Source organism: Gammaproteobacteria bacterium, from assembly GCA_016716465.1.
Classification (GTDB): domain Bacteria; phylum Pseudomonadota; class Gammaproteobacteria; order SZUA-140; family SZUA-140; genus JADJWH01.
Genome location: JADJWH010000007.1, coordinates 206376 through 226430, shown reverse-complemented (window position 1 = coordinate 226430; position 20055 = coordinate 206376). Strand labels below are relative to the sequence as shown.

The following is a 20055-nucleotide window of genomic DNA, read 5'->3' as shown; positions in this document are numbered from 1 at the left end:
GGCGCGCGGCGCGGAGGCTGCCCACCCGCATCCTGACGTGCGCTTCCCGCTCGAGGCCGAGGCCGGCGCAGCCCCGAGGTCTCCCGGAGCCGAACGCGGTGCGCTTGGTTCGGCCTTCGATGAGATCGCCGCCCTGGGCGGCGGACCGTCGATCGGGCGCATGGTGGCGAAGATCAGCGCGCGGGCGCGCGCCTGAATGCTTAACTGCGCGGTTTGCGCGCGGGGAAAATCGGCATAATTGGCGGTTTCCTCGCGCGCGCAGCGGCCACGCCGGGCCGCGACCCACGCGCGGCTTTCGATCAACGAACCAGGCACGGGCGCATCCAGGTGGATCATCTGATGAGTACCTTACCCGACTCCCGGTCACCTTCGAAACGCGGCGAAGGGGCCTGGTTGTGGGATACCCGGGGCAACAAGTATCTGACGCGCCGAGCGGCATCGCCGTGCGGCTTCCTGGTCATGCGCACCTCGCCGTGAGCGCGGCGCTGGGCGAGCAGGCGGGCCGCCTGATCCACACCTCCAACCCGTACGGCGTGGCACTACAGGAATGGCTGGCCGACGCGCTGACCGCAGGTCGCCGGCACGGGATCGCGTCTTTCTTTCTGCAATTCCGGCGCGGAAACCGTCGTGAGGCTGCCATCAAGCTGGCCCGCCTCTACGGTCATCGCCGCCAGATTGCGCAGCCCGGCGATCATCGTCGGTGAAAGAGCTTCCACGGGCGCAATCATGGCTACCCTCTCCGCCACTGGAAAACCGCAAGGTGCAGGCCGGATTACGCCGCCGCGGGTGCAGGGCTTCATCCGCGTGCCCTAAAGCAACGATCGTCGAGGCCCCGTACGCGGTGGTAGCGCAACGCGCTGCAGGCGGTCGCCGTGCTGGTCGAGCCGATCCAGGGCGAGGGCGGCATCACGACCCCGCTGACGATTAACTCGCGTAACACATCCGGCGAGCTGTAAAGCACCCGGCACGGCTTACGATGCTCGACGAGATCCAGACCGGCATGGGGCGCACGGGACGCTGGTTCGCCTACCAGCACCACGCTCTGTACCCGGACGTCATCGCGGTGGCAAAGGGCCTCGCCAACGGCGTGCCGATCGGGGCCTGCCTGGCGCGCGGCGCCGCGGCCGACGTCTACCAGCCGGGGAATCATGGCTCCACCTTCGGCGGCAACCCGCTCGCCTGCAGCGCCCGGGTGGCGGTGTTCCCCGACCATGCGCACCGAGCGCCGGAACACCAACGCGCGGCGAGCCCCGGGCAACGCCTGCTCGACGGTCTGCGCGACACTGGCCGCTGCGAACTTCGTCGCGGACGTCCGCGGCTGCGACTGGATGTCTGGCATCGAACTCACGCGCCGTCGACCCCACCTGCCGGCGATCGGCCTGAGCGCGGCATCCTGTTCAGCGTGCCGGAGAAGGTGATCTGCCTGCCGCCGCCGCTCATCATCAGGCATTGCTGTGAGGCGGACGAGATCGTCTCCGTATCGGCGTCTGTCCGGGAAGACGCGGCGCGCGCCGCCTGGATCGCGTCCACACGCGCATGACCCTGCCCCGTCATTTCCTCACGCCGTTTCGACCTGACCTGCGCAACTGCTGGCCTGATCCGGCGACGCGCGCGAACTCAGGGCGATGCAGTACCGCGGCGATCTACGAACCGCTCAAGAATCGCGTGCTCGGCATGGCGTTCGCGAAATCCTCGACGCGCGCGTCCCGGTCTCTTTTCGAGACCGCGATGATCCATGTTCCCGGCGGGCGGCGCCATCTTCCTGTCCCTGCGGACACCCAGCTCGGACGCGGCGAACCGGTGGAGAGGACACGGCGCGCGTGCTGTCACGCAAATGGTGGATGCCACCTGGCGTTGCGCACCAATACCCAGGAGATGCAGCAGCGCTCTGCCGCGCATTTGCGCGTCCCGGTCATCAAGGCCTGTCAGGTCTGCATCCCCCCCGCCAATGCTGGCGGCATGCAGACCTTCTTCGAGCTGCGGCGACATCCGCAGCAAGTCCGTGGCCTGGATCGGGACGGCAACAATATGTGCCTACTACATCCATGCCGCGCGCCGCTTTCGGTTTCCAGCTGCGCATCGCCGCCCGGAAGGCTACGACCCGACCATCCTGGACGACCGCGACAACGCGGCCATCGTCCGGCCACGGACGGACCGTGGCGGCGGCGGACGGCGCCGATCTCGTCGTCACCGACGTCTGGGCCAGCATGGGCCAGGAAGAAGAGGCCCAACAGCGAGCAGGCCTTCGCGTCCTTCCAAAGTGAACGCCGCCGTGATGCGGCGCGCGCGCCCCGACGCGCTGTTCATGCACTGCCTGCCGGCGCACCGCGGCGAGGAGGTCAGCGCCGAGGTCATGGACGGACCCCGGAGCGTGGCCTGGGACGAGGCGGAAAACCGCCTGCATGCCCAGAAGGCACTGCTCGAATTTCTGCTGGCAAGCCGGTCTGAATCACGCGTGGTTGGGCACGGTGCCGTGTTCTCGTAGCCCGGATGGAGGCGCACAGCGCCGGAATCCGGGAGCAGATTATCCCCGGATTCCGCTGCGCTTCATCCGGGCTACGACAATGAAGCCCGATACGCCGGTCACTAGACTGGTGGTGGAGCCGTGCTGATTCACGTAGGGCGGCACGGTGTCTGCGCCCACGCGGAAACAGGTCATGCATTCGGTGGGCACAAAAAATACCGTGCCCACCCTACGGATTGATCACCGAAGCACAGTTATGCAGGTTGGGCTGACAACGTGAAGCCCAACACGAGAAGCTGCAGGCGGATTCTCCCACAACATGACCGCTCATTTCCATGCCCCGGATTCCATCCGCAACCGGATTATCCTGAACCGATGCCGCGGCAACTGGAAATCACGGACCTGCGTGCCGCTACGGCGATCATGCCGTCATCGACGGGCTGACCCTAGCCATCGAACGCGGCGACATCGCCTGCCTGCTCGGCCCTAGCGGCTGCGGCAAGACGACCGTGCTTCCGCGCCATCGCCGGCTTCAGGCCGGTCCAGCGCGGCGAGATCACCCCTGAAGGGCGCCGTCGTCTCCCGCCCGGGACGCCTGACGGCCCCGGAGAAGCGGCGACTCGGCATGGTGTTCCGGACTGCGCCCTGTTCCCCGCACCTCAACGTCCACGACAATGTGATCTTCGGCCTGCGCGGCCGGAGCAAGGCGGAACAGCGCAGGATCGCCGGCGAGCTGCTGAGGTCATCGGCCTGTCCGGTGTTGAACGGCGCTACCCGCACGAACTCTGGCGGGCAACAGCAACGCGTCGCGCTGGCGCGGGCGCGCCGTCCCCGGATCTGATCCTGCTGGACGAACCGTTCTCCAACCTCGACCGTCGAGCTGCGCGAACGGCTCGGAAAGGAGGTCGGCGAGCTGCTCAGGTCCCGCCACAAACGGCCCTGCTGGTGACGCAACACCAGCAGGAGGGCTCGCGCTCGGCGACCGGGTCGGCATCGCGAAGGATGGGCGCCTCATCAGTGGGACACGCCGTTCAATCTTTATCATCAGCCGGCGAACCGCTTCGTCGCGGGATTCATCGGCAATGGCGTCTTCGTGAAGGGCATGCTGACGGCGGCGAACGCCGTCCAGACCGGCTTCGAGCGCTGCGGGGACGGCAGGCCTACCCCTGGCCCGTGGGCACCGCGGTCGACGTCCTGCTGCGTCCGGACGACATCGTCCCCGACCCCGAGGGCGAACTGCGGGCCGAGATCGTCCAGAAGGCGTTCAAGGGGGCGGAGATACTCTACACCCTGAAGCTGGCCACCGGGATCAACGTGCTGTCACTGTTTCCCAGTCACCGCGACCACGCGGTCGGTGAACAGGTACGGCTGCGGGTGTGCGCCGAACACGTGGTCGCGTTCGCCGCCGAGTGACGGCGGGACGGCAAGGCTGATCGGGGGACGTAGGTTGGGTTGAGCAAAAGCGAAGCCCGACATCGTCGGAAATCGGCTCGTTATTCGTTGGGCTTCACTGCGTTCAGCCCAACCTACGAGAACGCGTGGTAGCCCGGATATGGCGCAGTGGAATCCGGGAATCGACCGGAACATTCCCGGGCCGGCGCGATGCCGGCCCGGGGCATATCAAACCTTCAGGGCAGCTGCGCGGAGAGGTACTCCGACACCGCCTTCACTTCGTCGTCGGAGAGCTTCTTGGCGATGTCCGCCATCATGCCGCCGGGATCGTTCTTGCGGGTGCCGGCGCGGAAATCGTTCAGCTGCTTGGTGATGTAATCGCGATGCTGACCGCCGATGCGCGGAAACTGCGTGATGTTGGCGGCCTTGCCCTTGCCGCGCTCACCGTGACAGTGGACGCAGCCATAGACGCCGGATTGCATATTGCCCTCGTTGAACAGCTTCTCTCCCTTCTTCATCAGGTCGGCATTGACCGGCATCAGGGGGTCCTTCGCCATCTTCTTGCTGGCGAAGAAAGCGGCGATATCCTTGGCATCTTCCACGCTGGCCACCGTCGCCGCCATGCCGGCCATGGTGTCGTTATTCGCGCGCAGGCCGCTCTGGAAATCCCGGACCTGTTTGACGATATAGCCCTCATACTGCCCCGCCAGACGCGGGAAGTCGGCGGCGGGGCTGTTGCCGTCACCCCCGTGGCAACCCGCACAGAGTGCGGCCTTGGCCTCACCCGCGGCGGCATCCCCGCCCTCGAACGCGGCGAACGCGTTTCCAGAGCCGATCGACATCACCGCACCCGCTAATACCCCGCTGAACACAACGCGCATCTTGGCCATGAAATCCAATTCCATAATTTTACCCGCCTGTTTTTATAGATTATTGGACCGGTATCCTCTGTCGGGACACTTCTGGCATAGCCCTTGACGAGAATAGGACCCTCCGAGAGCTTACAAGGATAACACAATCATTTCCCATGAAAAGTCATTGTCGGACCGGACACGCGACCGCCGCCCGGCGCGCGCCGGAGGCCCGGGGCATACGCGGTCGCCAGGGCCAAACATATTCCGGGTCAGTAGCTTGCGGTCGGGCACTTCATGCCGGGGCCCGGGCGGAGATCCTAGCGCGTACGAGCACCACCAGCGCCGACACAATCAGGCCGAACAGGAGCCCGAGGAGGATGAGCGGGGCGCGCCGGGGAGAGGAGATCTCCTGCGGGGGCACGGCCGGATCGATTACCTTGAAGGCGTATTCATCGAGCGATTTCGCCACCATGATCTTCTTGATCTTCGCCTCGATCAACTGATAGATCGCCTGCTGCATCTCGACCAGGCTGGTCTCGGCGAGTTGCTCCTTCAGGTAGGTGATGCTGGTCTCCGCCTCCCGGATCGCCTCCGCGCGCCGCTCGGCGTTGATCCTCTGCACCAGGCGGTTGGCCCATTGCGCCGCCAGGTCCGGATCACGCCACTCGATCGTCAGGTCACCAGTCCGGTCTTGACGTCCTTGCTGACGAAACGCACCTTGCGGTTGAACGTCTGATAGGCGTCCCGCCGTCGGATCTCCGCGTCCGTCTTCCAGGTCCCGCGCGCGCCGTCCCAGCGTTCGGAGAAGAGCACGGGCATCAGCTTCTCTTCGCGGATGAAGGCGTCGGTGAATACGCGCGAGCTCAGCGCCGCCAGCGCCTCGGCCGAGGCGCCGGCGGTGCCGATCCCGGCGAGGCTCTCCAGCGCGCCGAGTTGCAGCAGGGGGCTGGTCGTCTTGTCCGAGTTCTCGACCGGAACGAGCAGGGTTTCGGCGCGGTAGACCGGCGTCGCCAGGAAGGCGAAGGCCGCCACCGCCGCGACGGAGAGAAAGGTCAGGACAGCGATCAGGGTGCGTCCGGCAACGAGCGTGCGCCAGACATCGACGAGGTCGACCTCCTCGTCTTCCTCGCGGTAGAAATTCGGCGCCGGATAGCGCTGGCGGGTTTTGTCGTCCATCAAGCCGCGTCCAGAAAGTACCGCCGACCCATGATGCCAGCGTAGAGACGGTCAGAGGCTCAGAACACGCCGACGACGTCGAGGCTGGCCGCAGTGAGAGCGAGCTGATACAGGATCTGACTGACGCTTGTGATCAGCTTGAGCTTGCTGAGCCGCTCGAGCTTCATGGGCACCACGACCGTATCACCCGGCCCCATGACGATCTTGCCGTCGAACCAGCCGGGATCCGGGCTCACCGACCCATCCGCGTGGATGACGTAGATCGCCTTTTCATTCCCGCTTTCGGTCACGTTTCCGCTGAGACGGACATAGTCGTCACGACCGAGCTTTGAATTATAAAGATGCGACGTCGGGTTGTACACTTCGCCGATCACGGTGACTTCCTCGGGCTTCTGCGGGATGTACAGCCGATCGCCGACGTTGACGGTGATGTCGTAATCCTCTTTCCGCAACAACTGCTCGAGATCAATCACCACGCGCCCGGTCGCGTGCGCGGCGTGGAGTTGCTTGAGCAACAGCCCGCCCTCGACGACCGCCACCTCGCCCTCGTCCGGCTTCATGTTGGCCAGCTCGTGTTCGAGACGGAGCGCGAGCTGGTCGAGGGAATCCTGCTCGCGCTGGCGCACCGATTCGCGCAGAAAGACCGCGGCGTGCGGATACGCCTCCGCCGTCAGCCCGCCCGCGCGGCGGATGACCTCGGACAGCTTGTCGCCGCGCGCCACCGGATAGTTGCCCGGGAAGCGCACCTCCCCCCTGAGCTCGATGCTGCCGGCCTCGTCCCAGCGCGGGATGCGCCGCACGATCACCTGATCGTAGGCCGCCAGCGTCATGTCGGCGGCGGCCGATCCCCCCAGCACCGCGGCGAGATCGATGTCGTGGCGCGACATCTCGCGGCGGTCACCCGCGACGACATCGTGCCGGGTCAGCTCCAGCGCGAGCGTGTAGGCGCGATCCGTGAGCCCGCCCGCCGCGCGCAGCAGATCGCTCACCCGCATGCCGGGCGAGAGGGGATACTGCCCCGGGTGATGCACCGTGCCGTCGATGCCGACCATGTGCAACGGACGGCCGGGCGAGGACTGCGCCTCGCTCAGCGCCAGCAGCGGCCGGATCGTGGCGGCGCGGTCCTCGTCGAGGGCAAAGACGCGGATCTCGTCCCCCGCTGCAATTCGGGATTTCGCGCCGCCTCCGCGCCGCTCAGGGCCGCGGCGAGATCGGCGTCGAGGAACTCGGTGTCCCGGCTGACCGGGTCATGGCGCGTGATCAGGAGATAGCGCGCATCCGCCCTGGGCGGCAGGTCGGTCAGCGCCGGGATGAGGTCCGTCAGGCGCATGCCGGAGGACCACTGGTAATCGCCCGCCCGGTTGACGTGACCCGACAGCGTGACGGCGCCGGTGAGCCGCTCCAGCACGGAATCGACCCGGACCACGTCCCCGTCACGCAGCTCGGTCCGCCTTTGCTCCGCACGCGTCAGGTCGATGTCGAGCAGGACGCGCTCGTGGTCGTCCCCGATGCGCTCGATCCGGGCCTTGCGCGGGAAGGCCTCCGGCAGCAGCCCGCCCGCGAGCCCGATCAGGTCCTCGACGGTCTTCTCGTCCTTGAGCTCATAGATGGCCGGACGGCGCACCTGTCCCGCGATGCCGACCTGCCTGCCGCTCGGCGGCACGAAGATCACATCGCCCGGCAGCAGGCGCGCGTCGCCGCGGGTGTCACCGCGCAGCAGCAGATCATATAGATCCAGCCGGGAGACGGGCCTTCCCTCCCGCTTGAGCTGGATCTCGCGCAGGCTGCCGACCGGGGTGACGCCGCCGCTCACGAGCAGGGCGTTGGTCAGGGTGGACATCCCGCTGACCACGTACGAGCCGGGCGTCCGCGCGTCGCCCAGCACGAAGACACGGATGGAGCGGATACGGCCCAGGGTGACCGACGCGGTCACCCCGCTGAGCTGACGCTGCACGCGGGTCTGGATCTCGTCCTGCAGGCGCGAAAAGGTGAGCCCGGCGACCGACAACGGGCCGATGCCGGGAAACAGCAGCGTGCCATCCCGGGTCACGGTCAACTCATACTGGTTGTTCTCCTTGCCGAACAGCTGAACGATCACGCTGTCGCCCGGCCCGATCAGGTAGTCGGCGGAAACCGGGATATTGACCGCCGGAGAAAAGGTGGTCGGCACGCCGCTGAACAGATCCAGCCCGAACAGCCTCAGCTCGGGATCGATCGGCAGCAGTTGCACCGCGATCACGCGCCCCGCGAGCCCGGGCTCGACCGACAGCCGCTCGACCGCCTCCCGCTCACTCAGGCCCGCGAGAACGAGGCGGCCGGTATCCGGCAGCACGATGGCCCCCGCCTGATCCAGCCGGTAGAGTTTCTTCTCGGCGGCGAGCCCCGCCTCCGCCGCGAGCGGATGGCGCAGCGTGAGCAGGAGGGTATCCCCCGCGCGCAGGGACCGGGGCGCATCGGCGGCGCGCGGGGGCGGGGCGGCATCGGATGACGTCACGGCCGCCGGCCGGGCCTCCTCCACCGGCGGCGGCGATACGGCCACCGGCGCGGACGACACCCCGAGGGCGCGCGCCGCCGCCTGGCGCTGCTCGGGCGAGAGCTGTTCGAACTGCTGCCTCAGCTGGTCCGCACCCGGCAGCGAGCCGGCCGCCGGCGCCAGTGCGGCGGACAGGCACAGCACGATGGCGGCCAGCAGGCGCGCGCACAACCGTCGATCGATCATTTCATCCTCATGGCATCGCTCATGGCGCCGTTCCCGATCTCGCGCAGCATCATCCCTGCGCTCAATCGGACGGCGCGCGCGGGCGGACACTTCCGGGCTACCGCGCCACAATACCAGATCCGGACGTCGGGCAAGAGACCACGGTCCCCGCGGCGGGACCGCGTCAGTTCCGCAGCGTGGATTTTATCAAGTCGCAGGTCTTGCGCAGATCGCTGGTGACGAGCTCCAGGCACAGGCTGTGGCCCGCCACTTTCACCGCCGCATCCAGTCCGTAGCGGGCATGGGCCAGCAGGTTCAGGGCATTGCTGTAGATCCGGGCGCCGGCTTCACCCTTGGAGATCGGCCTCACCTGCGGCTCGCCGATCTCCGGGTCGTAGCGCAGGAAGAATATCGCCGCGAGCGGGGCGGGCTCCCGGCCGCAGTCGCCCGAGAAGCTCTCCACCGGCACATGCAGGGTGTAAGAGGTGCGCAGGGTCTCGCCGGGCAGCCCGAAGGGTTCGGGAGGCTCCGCCTTCAGGCACAGCGCGTGGGGATAGGGATGCACCCGCAGGGTTTCGGTATGAATCGGGGCGAGCTCATCGCTCAGGTAGCGGAATCCGCTGTTGATCAGCGCCCAGGTGGTGGTCGATTTGCCGCTGCCGGAGGGCGCGACCAGCAACAGTACGCGGCCGTCGTATTCCAGCGCCGCCGCGTGCATGAACAGGAGGTCCTGCCGCAGCTTCTGGACCTCCATGGTCATGTGCTTCTCGAAATAGTAGAGCAGATCGTACTCGTCCTCCGCCGTCTGCGCGAGTTCGCCGGCGAAAAGGAGATCGAAACCGGAGGGCTCCAGGGGATGAACGGTGTATTCGAGAGCGGGATCGGGTATCGACCCGGAGACAAAGGCGCTGTAACCCTTCAACAACAAACCATAAGAATAAGGGTCCGCACAGCGGACCCTTATTCCGACGTCCAAAACGCGCAGGCTCAGTATCTTCAAGAAATCAGAGCGGGTTCGTCCGAGTCAGGCGAGACACCAAGCGAAAAGAAGGGCTCTTAGTGTCTCTTGCTCTTCTTGTGGCTCTTCTTGCTGTGATACTTGTCTTTCTTCTTGCGCTTCTTCTTGTCGTAATCCTTGTGGTGCGATCCCTGGCCAGCCAGCGCGGGCGTAGCCGACATCGTCATGATGACCGGAACCACATAGGCGGACTTCTTCAGAAAATCACGCCGGGAACTGTTTTGCACATCACTCATTTTCAAATCCTCCGAAATTGCCTTTACCGCGTCCTGCACACCGTTTTCCCTGACCACTTACCTCAACCTGTCTTGATCAACCCTAGCTCGAGCAACTGCCTGATAACATTCTCCACATCCATTCGCGCCGATTCTCCGTCGATTCCATAGTTCTCGGCAAACAGCTCCGCCAATCTATCAACCGACATGCTCCCGTCGCACAACTCCCAGATGAAACTTGCCGTGGGATTTAGCTGGTGTATATGATTGCTATCCAGATCCAGAATCAGAGTTTCTTCATCAACCGATTGAACCGTTAAGTTTTCACGTTTGCTGTACTGCATCCTCTCCCCCGAGAAAACCGCTTTCAGTCTACTAAAGCAGGGGGAAAACAACAATCGGCGACCGGAGACCCAGGGCCAGTACAGCGCCGTCCCAGCACGCACGAAAACATCGCCCGGCCGACCGCCGGCACACCTGAAATCCACCTAACTAAATAATTTAACTATATTTTTTATACCCGCACACAAACTGGACCATGTCCAAGTCAAGCCTCAGCCCCTATGTAAAGCAACTGCCCGCGGAAGAAGGGCTGCTACTCGTCTGCGCTCGCTCGGCGATGGCTCCGGACGAAATCGCCCGGGCGCGGGATCTCGCCGCGGGTGTGGACTGGCACGAGGTCGAACGACTCGCCCGGGAGCATGGCGTAGGCAGCCTCATCTATCCGAACCTGAAACAACATTTCACTCATGAGGTACCCGGCGAGATCCTCGATCGACTTAAACAACTTTCAATCGCGACCACCCAATCCAATCTCGGCCTGCTGCGGGAACTGCTGTCAACGGTGCGAGAATTGAAATCTCACGGCATCGACTGCGCCGTCTTCAAGGGATTGCTGGTCAACCAGCTCGCCTACCGAAATCTCGCCATCCGCAAGAGTGGAGACGTCGACCTGCTGGTGAGGGAACGGGACTATCCCCGCGCGAAGGATCTGTTTCTCTCGCAGGGTTTTCACCAGACGCTGAGCGACAAGGTGGAACTGTTGTGTCTGCAGTCCGGATTGTGGCACGAGGAACGCCATCTGCAGATCGATCTGCACTGGGGCATCCCGCCGCTGGAACTGGACATCAGGGCCGACAAGATCATGGAACGGATCACGAACGTCGCGGTCGGCGGCGTGAATATTCCGTCTTTCGCCATGGAAGACGTCTTCATCATCCTGTGCACCAACGCCATCAAGGAATTCTGGAACCAACTGCTATATCCCTATCGCGATATCGCCGAATTCCTGAGCGGCGGCATCCCGCTGGACTGGCAATCCCTGCTCGATCGCGCGCGTGAACTGAAATGCCGGCGCGCCGTCACGGTGGCGCTGGCAGTCGTCGAAACACTGTACGAAATCCCGTTGCCCGCGCGGATAAAACGGGAGTTACGCCGCGAACCGGATTGCGAGAAGGCCGAACGGGAACTGCTGAGGCAACTGTTCGAACAGGATATCGAGGACGGCATCGTCATAAACAAGAGCGGGCACCGTCTCTATTACTTCGATTCACCCGTCAGATACCACGAGGCATTGATCGACGGAATTTTCGACCGCCTGAAATTCCGCTATAGCGTGGCCATGGAGCCGAACGAGGAAAACCGGGCGCGCCTGAGACAGAAACCGATGTCCGCCGCGATTTACTATTTTTCCAGACCGCTCTGGATACTCGGAAAGTTTCTGCTGAAACCCCTGTTGGGACGCAGAGGCAGGTAAACCACAACCGCCAGGCTCAGGCCTCGTCAATACGATGCGCCCTTGCGGTCTCTCGTATATGCCAGGGTGGAATCCTCGAATTGCCTGTACAGATCACCGGGCGACACCACCATCTGTCCGACATCCCGGGTCCATGGGGCAAGCGCCAGCGAGGCGCGCTCACGCGTATCCTGCGTCAGCATCGAACTGAGCGGAATCGAAACGAACACCCCCTTATCGCGATAAGGATCATCAGGACTGCCGGGAGAGGTGATATCGTGCCCGTTCGTAACGGTATACCATGCCCCGATCTCCACGCCGGACCGGAATCGTCGCGTGATTTCATAGCGAACGCCATCATCCATGGCCAGAAATCGCCCCACCCTCACAGTCGCCGTCAATCCATATTTCGGCCAGCGGACATGCCCCGCGCCCAGCACCGTCATCACCGAATAATCCGAGAATCCGAAACTTTCGCCCGGCTCGCGCTGCCGCAACCAGTCGGCGGTCAAATCGACCGCCCAGTTACCACGCCCGGGGAAATACAGTACCTGGCCGCCCGTTCCCGCGAACATCTCTTCGTAATAACCAAGGGAAAGCCTTCCATGCAAACGTTCGCGGAGAGAAACATATCGGTTCAACATCAGTGAATTCAGGGTAAAACGCCCCCCATCGCGATACTCCGCAATATCGCTACGCACATGCGGCAGCACGCTATTCGATAGCCCGGAAACCTCGCTGATGTCCTCGAACAGAGTCAACCGGGCAGAAGAGTCGATAAAAAACCCGTCACTCAGGCGATATTGCCAGCCAAAAAAGGCGTAAGCGTCATAATGCAGCGGCTGACCGGGATCCTCGCGCGTGATATTGAGAAGAAAACGCAAATTGAACGGAGAAAAATAAAACCGACTGCGTGAGGTATCGCCGGCTTCCTCGATTCCCGGTTCTCCGACGGAAGGATCAAGCGCGGGCTGCGTTCCGGAACGGGAAATCCTGATCGATTCCTTCAGGCGGGATTCCGATACCTCGCCCTTGAAATAGTCCCGCAGTACCCCGGCATCCGTGTAAACGTACGTCAGTCCCGGGAGGTCATTGATGGTGTAGACAATCCGGATCGAGCTCACATCACGCGGCCCGGCCAGAGAAATAACCCGGGCAGCAACCGCTATGGCGCGACCCGGATCGGAAATCCGGTCGTGTGTCAGCCACACCTCCAGCGCGCGGCCGGACAGACTCAGACGTATGTTCTCGAATCCCTCGTGATGCAAATCGTCCCGCAGCACGGCCCGATGGGTAGGATCCTTGCTCCACTCCTCCGCCGTGACCTGCCCGCGCGTAGCGCTAAAGGGAGCGGGCTCGTCCACCTTGGGCACGAATTCCGGCGCCATCAGCGGAACCGACACATAGGCATTGACCGAAACATCGCCGTCCTGAGCGGACAACTGGCCCCCGAGCCAGCCATATCGATATTCCAGTCCGTAGGCCATTCCCCCCGCCCGCTCATCCGCGCCCGAGAGATCGGCAGAGAAATCGCGCGCGTAATCGTAGGCGTCGTATTCCGCCACGAACCCAAAACCTCCGGCCCAGGCCGGACGATAACGCAGCCCCCCGAACCAGCCGTCAATCCGCTCATTGCCGTAGCCGAGCGTAAGATCGACATCCCCCAGGGATTTGCTCATCACGAGATAGCGCGCGGAAAACAGTTCAGTGCCCAGATAGTCCTGTATCCCGATGGCCAGTTCCGGCACATGGCGCGACTCGCGAAACAGCAACATCTTCGCGTCGAAGGCCTTGTCACGGTAGTCCGCGGAATCCGTCTGACCCGCGAACGCGGGGACAGCGTCTATCGTCGTGTATCGGCCGGATACTTCCAGTATCGGCAACACACTGACGCTGGCCCAAATGGCGGAATAGGGATCCGAGGTACTGACACCCATGCGCAGTATCCCGTCATCCTCGATTCTCGCACTGGGCATCTGAATCAGCCCGGTCTGACCGATCAGTGTCGGCTCCGCCCGGACCGTCACGGCGGATAACAGAAAAACGGCCACGGCCACACACGAGCGCCGCGGACTCTCGCCTCCGGGCTTCCGGGCCGGAAACCTCTCTATCACCTGGACCTGCTCCACTGGAGATTTCCATGGCTAGGCAATGAGAGGCTGCCCGACGCGCAAAACACCCACACCATGCGCCGGACATGGATGGAAACGGCGAGATTCAATGAAAGGAACGCGGTCTTTCCGAGGGAGTCAATGTCCAGGCGTACTCGATCCGCCACCTCCGCCACCCCCACCGGCAAGCGCCCCCAGGAGGGCAGCGACTCCGGCACCAATGAGAATGGTCTTGGATCGGGAAGACCCCGAGGCATCGGCTTCTTCCGCGGGCTCTTCCGCCGCGGCAGATTCGATCCGGGGTGCGGGAGCCGGCGGAGTTGCGGCGGGCGGTTCAGCCGGCGGCACGGCGGGCTCGGAAGATTCCGGCTTCACGATACCGATCGCCGCGGCGAGTTGGACCGGACGCGCCGTCCCATTGAGGCCGGCCTCCGTCGGCGCGAAACCCCGTGCCTGATCAGCCTCCGCGGCGAAACCGCCGAACGGTAGCGCCAGTGCCATGCAAAACCAGCCGTATCGCCAAGTTGCCGAAAGTCTCATATCACGCCCCAAGGAATGGACGGCCCCACCGCCGCGTTAATTTGATTATCCGACAAGACCGTCGTTTATCGGCCAATTCTAGGACCTGAGCCATACGCCGTCAAACAAACACCCGCGCCGACGGAGCGGGCGCGGATTAGTCGGGGGTATCCCTATCGTGTAGAATCTCCGCCTTGTACCGGTATACGCGATCAGCATCCAGCGAGCCTCATTCCGGCAAACCGGGGACAGCGAACGCTTCATGAACAGACACACACCCCGTGTGGGCCACCGACACCACCCAGCCCCGGCACGAGATGCCTTCTCGTCGCGGGGCGGCCGCGTTAAACCACGTTCACCTTCGCAACGTCGCCACCCGCCTCACCATGGCTAGGCGATCGAAACGCGCGCAGCGCGCAAAAACCGCTTCACCGATCCAATCCCCCACGCACGGGGACAACCCCCGCCAGCCCAAGCGGAACGCCTTATGGATATACATCGCGGCCGCGGTGCTCGTGGCGGCCGCGATCGCGCTGTACTACATCCCGCGTCCGGATACCACCATTCCCGTGCCGCTTACCGCACTCCCTGCAGAGCCGGTAACCCCGAAGGCACAGGTAGCACCGGTATTCATCAGCGAGACAGGCTGCGCGACCTGCCATCAACAGCAATACGATGAATGGCGCAACTCGCAACATGCGCTCGCCATGCAGGACGCCAAGGAAGGAAATGTCCTCGGTGATTTCAATGATGCCAGCTATCGCATGCGCGGCGTGACGACGCGGCTCTTCCGCCGTGACGGAGCCTACCTGGTCAACACCGAGGGAGAGGACGGGAAACCCCGGGATTTCCGCGTTCGATACGCGTTCGGAGTTACACCGCTGCAGCAATATCTGGTCGAGTTCACCGGCGGACGCCTGCAGGCACTGCCGGTCGCGTGGGATACGGTCAACCGCCGCTGGTTTCATCTATACCCGGACGAAAAAATAGACCATCAGGACGAACTGCACTGGACCCAGCCCGCACATAACTGGAACTTCATGTGCGCCGAATGCCATTCCACCGGCGTGAAGAAAAACTATGACTATACGCATGATCGCTACGAAACAAGTTATTTTCAGGTCAATATCGGTTGCCAAGGCTGTCATGGCCCGGCCTCGACCCATGTCGCCTGGGCGAGCGGCGGTTCCGGCTCAACGGGCAACAGGTCCGCGAATCCGGCGGAGACAGGATTCCAGGTGGATCTCAAGGCGAGCGATAGCCGGATTCAAATCGAGGCCTGCGCGCGCTGTCATTCACGCCGCAGTGTGATCGCCCCGGACTATCAGTACGGCAAGCGACTGATGGACACGCATCTGCCAGCGCTGCTCGAAGACTCCCTTTACTACGCGGACGGCCAGATCGAAGACGAGGTCTACGTCTATGGATCGTTTCTTCAGTCGAAAATGGCGGCGAAGGGACTACGCTGCAGTGATTGCCACAACCCGCATACAGCCACGCTGCAAGCCGAAGGCAACGCCTTGTGCGTGAAATGTCACAACGATTCCACCCCCAAGACCCGCCCCGGGATCGAGGCCGGCGGATTGAAGAAAAAGAATTATGACGGGCGGGAACATCACTTTCACGCGCCCGGCACCCCCGGCAGCCGGTGCATCGACTGCCACGCGCCGAAGACCACATACATGGTGATCGACCCGCGCGCGGATCACAGCTTCCGCATACCCCGCCCCGATCTCACCGAAAAAATCGGTACACCCAATGCGTGCAATGGTTGCCATCCGGACAGAACCCCCTCCTGGGCCGTGGAGGTCATCCGAAACACCCACCCGGAATACCGCCCCGAACCGCATTACGGCGAGGCGCTGGCCGCCGGGCGCGACGGGAAATTGGGCGCGGTGAAACTCCTCGCCGATGTGGCGGGAAATCCGGGCTATCCCGCCATCGTTCGCGCCAGCGCACTGGAGCTGCTCGGCCGTTATCCCGGCGAAATTTCCCAGCGGCTGATCAGCGCGGGATTACGAGACCCCGACCCGCTCGTACGACGAGCCGCGGCAGGCGGCCTGCAGAGTACGGCACCGGAACCGCGTGCTCAACTGTTGAGCCCCCTGTTAACCGACCCCGTGCTCGCCGTACGCCTGGAAGCGGCGCGCCTGCTCGCAGCGGCGCCCGCCGAGCTGCTGGACGCCGCCAGCCGACGCAAACTCGATGCCGCAATCGAAGAACTCGAGTCCAGCTACCGCGTGAATCTGGATCGACCGGAGGGGCGTATCAACTTTGGAAATCTGTATTTCGAACGGGGTGAATTCGACAAGGCCGAGGCGTACTATCGCTCGGCCCTCGATGTCGGGCATGCGTCTGTTGCGGCCATTGTCAACTTCGCCGACTTCTACCGCGCCACCGGCCGGGAGTCCGAGGCGGAGAAAATTCTGCGTGGAGGCCTGGCCTCCTACCCGAACAACCCGGCAATTTGCCGGTCACTTGCACTCTCGCTGGTCAGACAACAGCGCAAATCCGAGGCGCTCGCGCTGCTCGGACAAAGTCTCAAGGCCACCGGCGACACGGAGCTTTCCTATCTGTATGCCCTGGCACTGGATGATTCCGGGCAAACCCGGAAGGCGATTGAAATACTGGAGGAGGCGTTCCCGCGCGCGCACGGCAACCGCTCCGTACTACTGCTGCTGGCGGCGCTGCACGCGAAATCCGAACATTCGTCCAGGGCCGCCGCATTCCTGAAAATCCTGGCCGAAATCAATCCCGCCGATCCCGCCCTGCAATAAACCGCCCGCCTGGCGAATCAGGCGTCAATCGTAGCCATGAATCATCCGGGTGATGACAAAACCCTGCGGTCGTTTCTGCAGATGGAACGTCACTCGACCGTCGAGGGCATTCGAGCCGGACTGCCCCTTCAGATTGACGTAGACGTGAAAAACACTCTCGCCGATGTAACCGCCGTTCTGATCCGCGCTCCAGTTTACGCGCTCGAACACGAATGCGCGCCGATCGGTCTGCTCGAACAAATCCCGATAGTCCTTCTCTATTCCCTGCCTGCTGCTCTGATCATTGGTGCTGGCATTCTCCGCGAACAGGCTCATCAGACGGGCAAGATCCCCGGCTTCATAGGCGCGACTGAACGAGGCCGTAACGGCATCGAGCTCGAAACGCAGCGCATCGGTGATCACGGGCGCCGGAGGTGGTGGAGGTGGCGAAGAGACCATCGGAACCTGAGGCACCGGGGAAACCGGTTCAACCCGGGGTTCAGGCATGGTCTTTATTCCGGACACCTCCGCAACGGGGCTTTCCTGCTTCACCCCGGAACTGGCTGGCTTCTGCTCCAGCTTGACGGCAGCTCCGCTTTCGACCACCCGCGGCGTATTCGCCGAAACGCTTTGCTTGACTTCAGGGGCCTTGCTTTCCACTTTGGTCGATGCCGGCTTCTTCACGGCTTCAGGGGGACGCATCGATTCGAGCTTCTGCGCCGGGCTCTGCGTGTCATCGGCGGGCTTACGGACCTTGGCTACCGGGGTCTCCGCCGACTTCTGTTGCGCATTCTCGCCCGCCACGACGGCCAGAGCGGAAATCTCACCTGAAGCGCGCTCATCGGGACTGCCGGCCACACCACGCGAAGCCGGATCGGACCCTGCCCCGCCGTCAGCAAGCGACGACACTTCTCCGGAAACCGGCAAGCCTCCGGGCTCACGCGCGAGCCCATCCCGCAGACTCTCCGTTTTCTCTCCGGACGAGGACAGGTCGGGAACCCGCTCGAGTGAATTTTCATCCGCAACGGAGCCTCGAGCATCCGATAAGGCGGTATTCCGCCCGACGCTGCCGGCCTGAATATCGACAGCATCGGTGGCCAAAGAATCTTCCGCGGCGTCCTCCTCCAGTGCCGGAGGCGTCCCCAGAATGAAGACGGCAACCGCAATGAATATCGCGGCAAGCGCCGCTACGGTCAGCGCGCTCTTGAAAAAGGACTTTACCGGCGAATGTTGATGCCGGCCGGGCTCCGCCATGGGTACCGCCCTGGGAAATGATTCCCCTCCCCCCCCCACGTCCCCTGAATCGACCGGAAACAGCTCCGCTGCGGGTTCCTTGATGAAACCGGGTTCGCGCGCTTCGAGTGCGCCCCCGGATTCCTGCATTTCCGGGGACGGGACCGGAACACTCGATACGCGGTCCACGCTGTGCGCGAGATAGGAAGACCGCGGTGAGGATTTCTGCGCCGTCAGTCGCTCCGATGATGCGGGACCTTCCTGTTCACCCTGCCCGGGGAAGTATGAAATCTTCTCCGACACATTCGCCCCGGATCCTGCCGGCGAGGTGGGCCTGGCCTTGCCCATCATCTGACGCTGCAACCCCTGATCGTATATGCGCCGCTGTTCCGGATCGCGAAGCACGCTGTAGGCGCGATTGATCAGCATGGCGTGATTCATGTCCCAGGCGACCGCTCCCCCCTCCTGCAGGAAAATATGCATCAGCTGCTTGTAATGCCTTCGGATCTGGTCGGAAGACGCGCCGCGATTCAAACCCAGCACACGGTAATAATCGGCGCCGGGGATAAAAAACGACTGCTGGATCAGAAACGAGATCGCGGCGCGCATTTCCTCGGAAATGACCACGGCGTCACCGGTGGAGGGATCCTTCTCACTGGCGATTGCGTCAAGGAGAGAGCTGACGTCCGGCGGCAAGGGGGCGGCCGGATCGACCAAGGCATCATGCTCCGACGGCGACCGGAAAAAATCGAGGGCCAAATTAAAGATGCTTTGATTCACGGTCAGTTACGATTACCAAGAAAATTGAAGTGGCGATCAAGGCTAGACATCCTGTAACCATGTATATAGTATGTGGTCAATTTCTAAACCACTATATATAGCGGTTCTGACATCCAATAGAATTACATCACCAAAAATCAACCAGTTAGACCAGCGCACCGACAGGCAATTCCCTCGACTCGACACACAGGGATTACGAACAAACGGATTTGTATGAATTAAGCTGATTTCTCAATCCTGCCGATACCCACTTTAACAAATCGTCAAAGATGAAAAATTGTTGAGCATGTCATCACACCACCCTCTCACCACATACGTTCAGGGCCTTCTGATCCTCGTCGCTTTCGCACTGCTTACCGGTTGCTACGACAATAACAGCCCGAACACATCCGGCACAAGAAGCACAGGTGTCGTCATGCTGCCCGGCGGCCAGGATACCCGTGAGGATCCGGACGACGTGGCCCAGAACGATTCTTCGGACTACGATCTGGACGACTACTCCGATCTGGATTCGGATGCCGAGCAACAGGAATCACCGTACACCCTCACTCTATCCTGGCGCCCGAGCACCGGCTTCATCGACGGCTACATGATCTTTCACGGACCCACGCCGGAGAGTGCCACGGCCTTGCTGGCCATCACGCTGGAGACCACGGTTCATTACGACCCCACGCTGGATCTCGGATTGAATACCGGCGACGCCTCCTGCTTCCGGATCAAGGCCTACAACGCCGAAGGCACTTCCGATTTCTCCGACGCCGTGTGCTTCACCTACACCTGATTCCCTGATATTCCTCCACGAACGGCGCCATACCGTTCGATCGCGCCAGTTCAGCATTTCCACACCCGCCGGCTGAAACAGCTCTGAACGCGATCCGGGTTTCCCGCACACCATGCGAAAGTGTGCGCCAGTTCCGGTCTCAACACGCTAACACAGCATGACCCCGCCTTCCCGTGACGGGAGGGTTTGCGGTCATATCATCGTGCGAACAAGCAGTTCCACCCCTGGAAACCCGGCCTTTTCCACATGGGATTCCCGATCTGTGACTGATCTCACAGCTCCCCGATGAACCCCCTCACGGAAGCCTGCGACGAACCCGGGCA

14 protein-coding genes and 3 pseudogenes are annotated in these 20055 nt (G+C 62.9%); 7 read left to right on the top strand and 10 right to left on the bottom strand.

The genetic code is table 11. The annotated features are described in order from the left end of the window. Positions 1-37 precede the first annotated feature (37 nt). The 4 genes and pseudogenes from IPM20_14200 to IPM20_14185 all read left to right on the top strand — a co-directional run bounded on the left by IPM20_14200 (position 38) and on the right by IPM20_14185 (position 3877). On the top strand, positions 38-196 hold the full coding sequence (locus IPM20_14200; protein ID MBK9132762.1) for a hypothetical protein: 159 nt from the start codon (positions 38-40) through the stop codon (positions 194-196). A 143-nt stretch (positions 197-339) separates the two neighbouring features. Further along, positions 340-1540 (top strand): annotated as a pseudogene (locus IPM20_14195) (aminotransferase class III-fold pyridoxal phosphate-dependent enzyme). Between the two features lie 85 nt (positions 1541-1625). Then, positions 1626-2485, top strand: a pseudogene (locus IPM20_14190) (ornithine carbamoyltransferase). A 410-nt stretch (positions 2486-2895) separates the two neighbouring features. Further along, positions 2896-3877: pseudogene (locus IPM20_14185) on the top strand (ABC transporter ATP-binding protein). A 215-nt stretch (positions 3878-4092) separates the two neighbouring features. Here the strand turns inward: IPM20_14185 and IPM20_14180 are convergent. From IPM20_14180 to IPM20_14145, 8 genes are all read right to left on the bottom strand, one after another. Then, entirely contained in the window at positions 4093-4698 is a 606-nt protein-coding gene (locus IPM20_14180; GenBank protein MBK9132761.1) for a c-type cytochrome, read from the bottom strand. A 304-nt stretch (positions 4699-5002) separates the two neighbouring features. After that, positions 5003-5332 carry a hypothetical protein gene (locus IPM20_14175; GenBank protein MBK9132760.1) on the bottom strand — a complete coding sequence of 110 codons (330 nt, stop codon included), beginning with the start codon at positions 5330-5332 and terminating at the stop codon, positions 5003-5005. 50 nt (positions 5333-5382) lie between these two features. After that, positions 5383-5886 (bottom strand): hypothetical protein, encoded by a 504-nt coding sequence (locus tag IPM20_14170; protein MBK9132759.1) that lies wholly within the window; start codon positions 5884-5886, stop codon positions 5383-5385. Positions 5887-5945: 59 nt separating this feature from the next. Then, positions 5946-6938 carry an SLBB domain-containing protein gene (locus IPM20_14165; protein MBK9132758.1) on the bottom strand — a complete coding sequence of 331 codons (993 nt, stop codon included), beginning with the start codon at positions 6936-6938 and terminating at the stop codon, positions 5946-5948. A gap of 35 nt (positions 6939-6973) precedes the next feature. After that, positions 6974-8605, bottom strand: coding sequence for an SLBB domain-containing protein (locus IPM20_14160; GenBank protein ID MBK9132757.1), 1632 nt, complete (start codon positions 8603-8605; stop codon positions 6974-6976). Positions 8606-8768: 163 nt separating this feature from the next. After that, positions 8769-9506, bottom strand: coding sequence for a hypothetical protein (locus IPM20_14155; protein MBK9132756.1), 738 nt, complete (start codon positions 9504-9506; stop codon positions 8769-8771). Between the two features lie 134 nt (positions 9507-9640). After that, entirely contained in the window at positions 9641-9838 is a 198-nt protein-coding gene (locus IPM20_14150) for a hypothetical protein (protein ID MBK9132755.1), read from the bottom strand. Positions 9839-9900: 62 nt separating this feature from the next. Further along, entirely contained in the window at positions 9901-10161 is a 261-nt protein-coding gene (locus IPM20_14145) for a PqqD family protein (GenBank protein ID MBK9132754.1), read from the bottom strand. 194 nt (positions 10162-10355) lie between these two features. Between IPM20_14145 and IPM20_14140 the strand changes: the two genes are divergently transcribed. After that, positions 10356-11573: a nucleotidyltransferase family protein gene (locus tag IPM20_14140; protein MBK9132753.1), complete on the top strand. Its 1218-nt coding sequence runs from the start codon at positions 10356-10358 to the stop codon at positions 11571-11573. 26 nt (positions 11574-11599) lie between these two features. Here the strand turns inward: IPM20_14140 and IPM20_14135 are convergent, their stop codons facing one another. Continuing rightward, on the bottom strand, positions 11600-13681 hold the full coding sequence (locus IPM20_14135; GenBank protein ID MBK9132752.1) for a YjbH domain-containing protein: 2082 nt from the start codon (positions 13679-13681) through the stop codon (positions 11600-11602). 887 nt (positions 13682-14568) lie between these two features. Here IPM20_14135 and IPM20_14130 point away from each other — a divergent pair. Then, the gene (locus tag IPM20_14130; protein MBK9132751.1) at positions 14569-16959 is read left to right on the top strand and encodes a tetratricopeptide repeat protein; all 2391 of its coding nucleotides are present in this window, start codon (positions 14569-14571) and stop codon (positions 16957-16959) included. A gap of 24 nt (positions 16960-16983) precedes the next feature. Here the strand turns inward: IPM20_14130 and IPM20_14125 are convergent, their stop codons facing one another. Continuing rightward, a complete protein-coding gene (locus IPM20_14125; GenBank protein ID MBK9132750.1) occupies positions 16984-18951 on the bottom strand; it encodes a DnaJ domain-containing protein in 1968 nt (655 codons plus the stop codon). A 415-nt stretch (positions 18952-19366) separates the two neighbouring features. On the opposite strand from IPM20_14125, the gene IPM20_14120 reads away from it, so the two are divergent. Then, the gene (locus IPM20_14120; GenBank protein MBK9132749.1) at positions 19367-19732 is read left to right on the top strand and encodes a fibronectin type III domain-containing protein; all 366 of its coding nucleotides are present in this window, start codon (positions 19367-19369) and stop codon (positions 19730-19732) included. Positions 19733-20055: the final 323 nt, after the last annotated feature.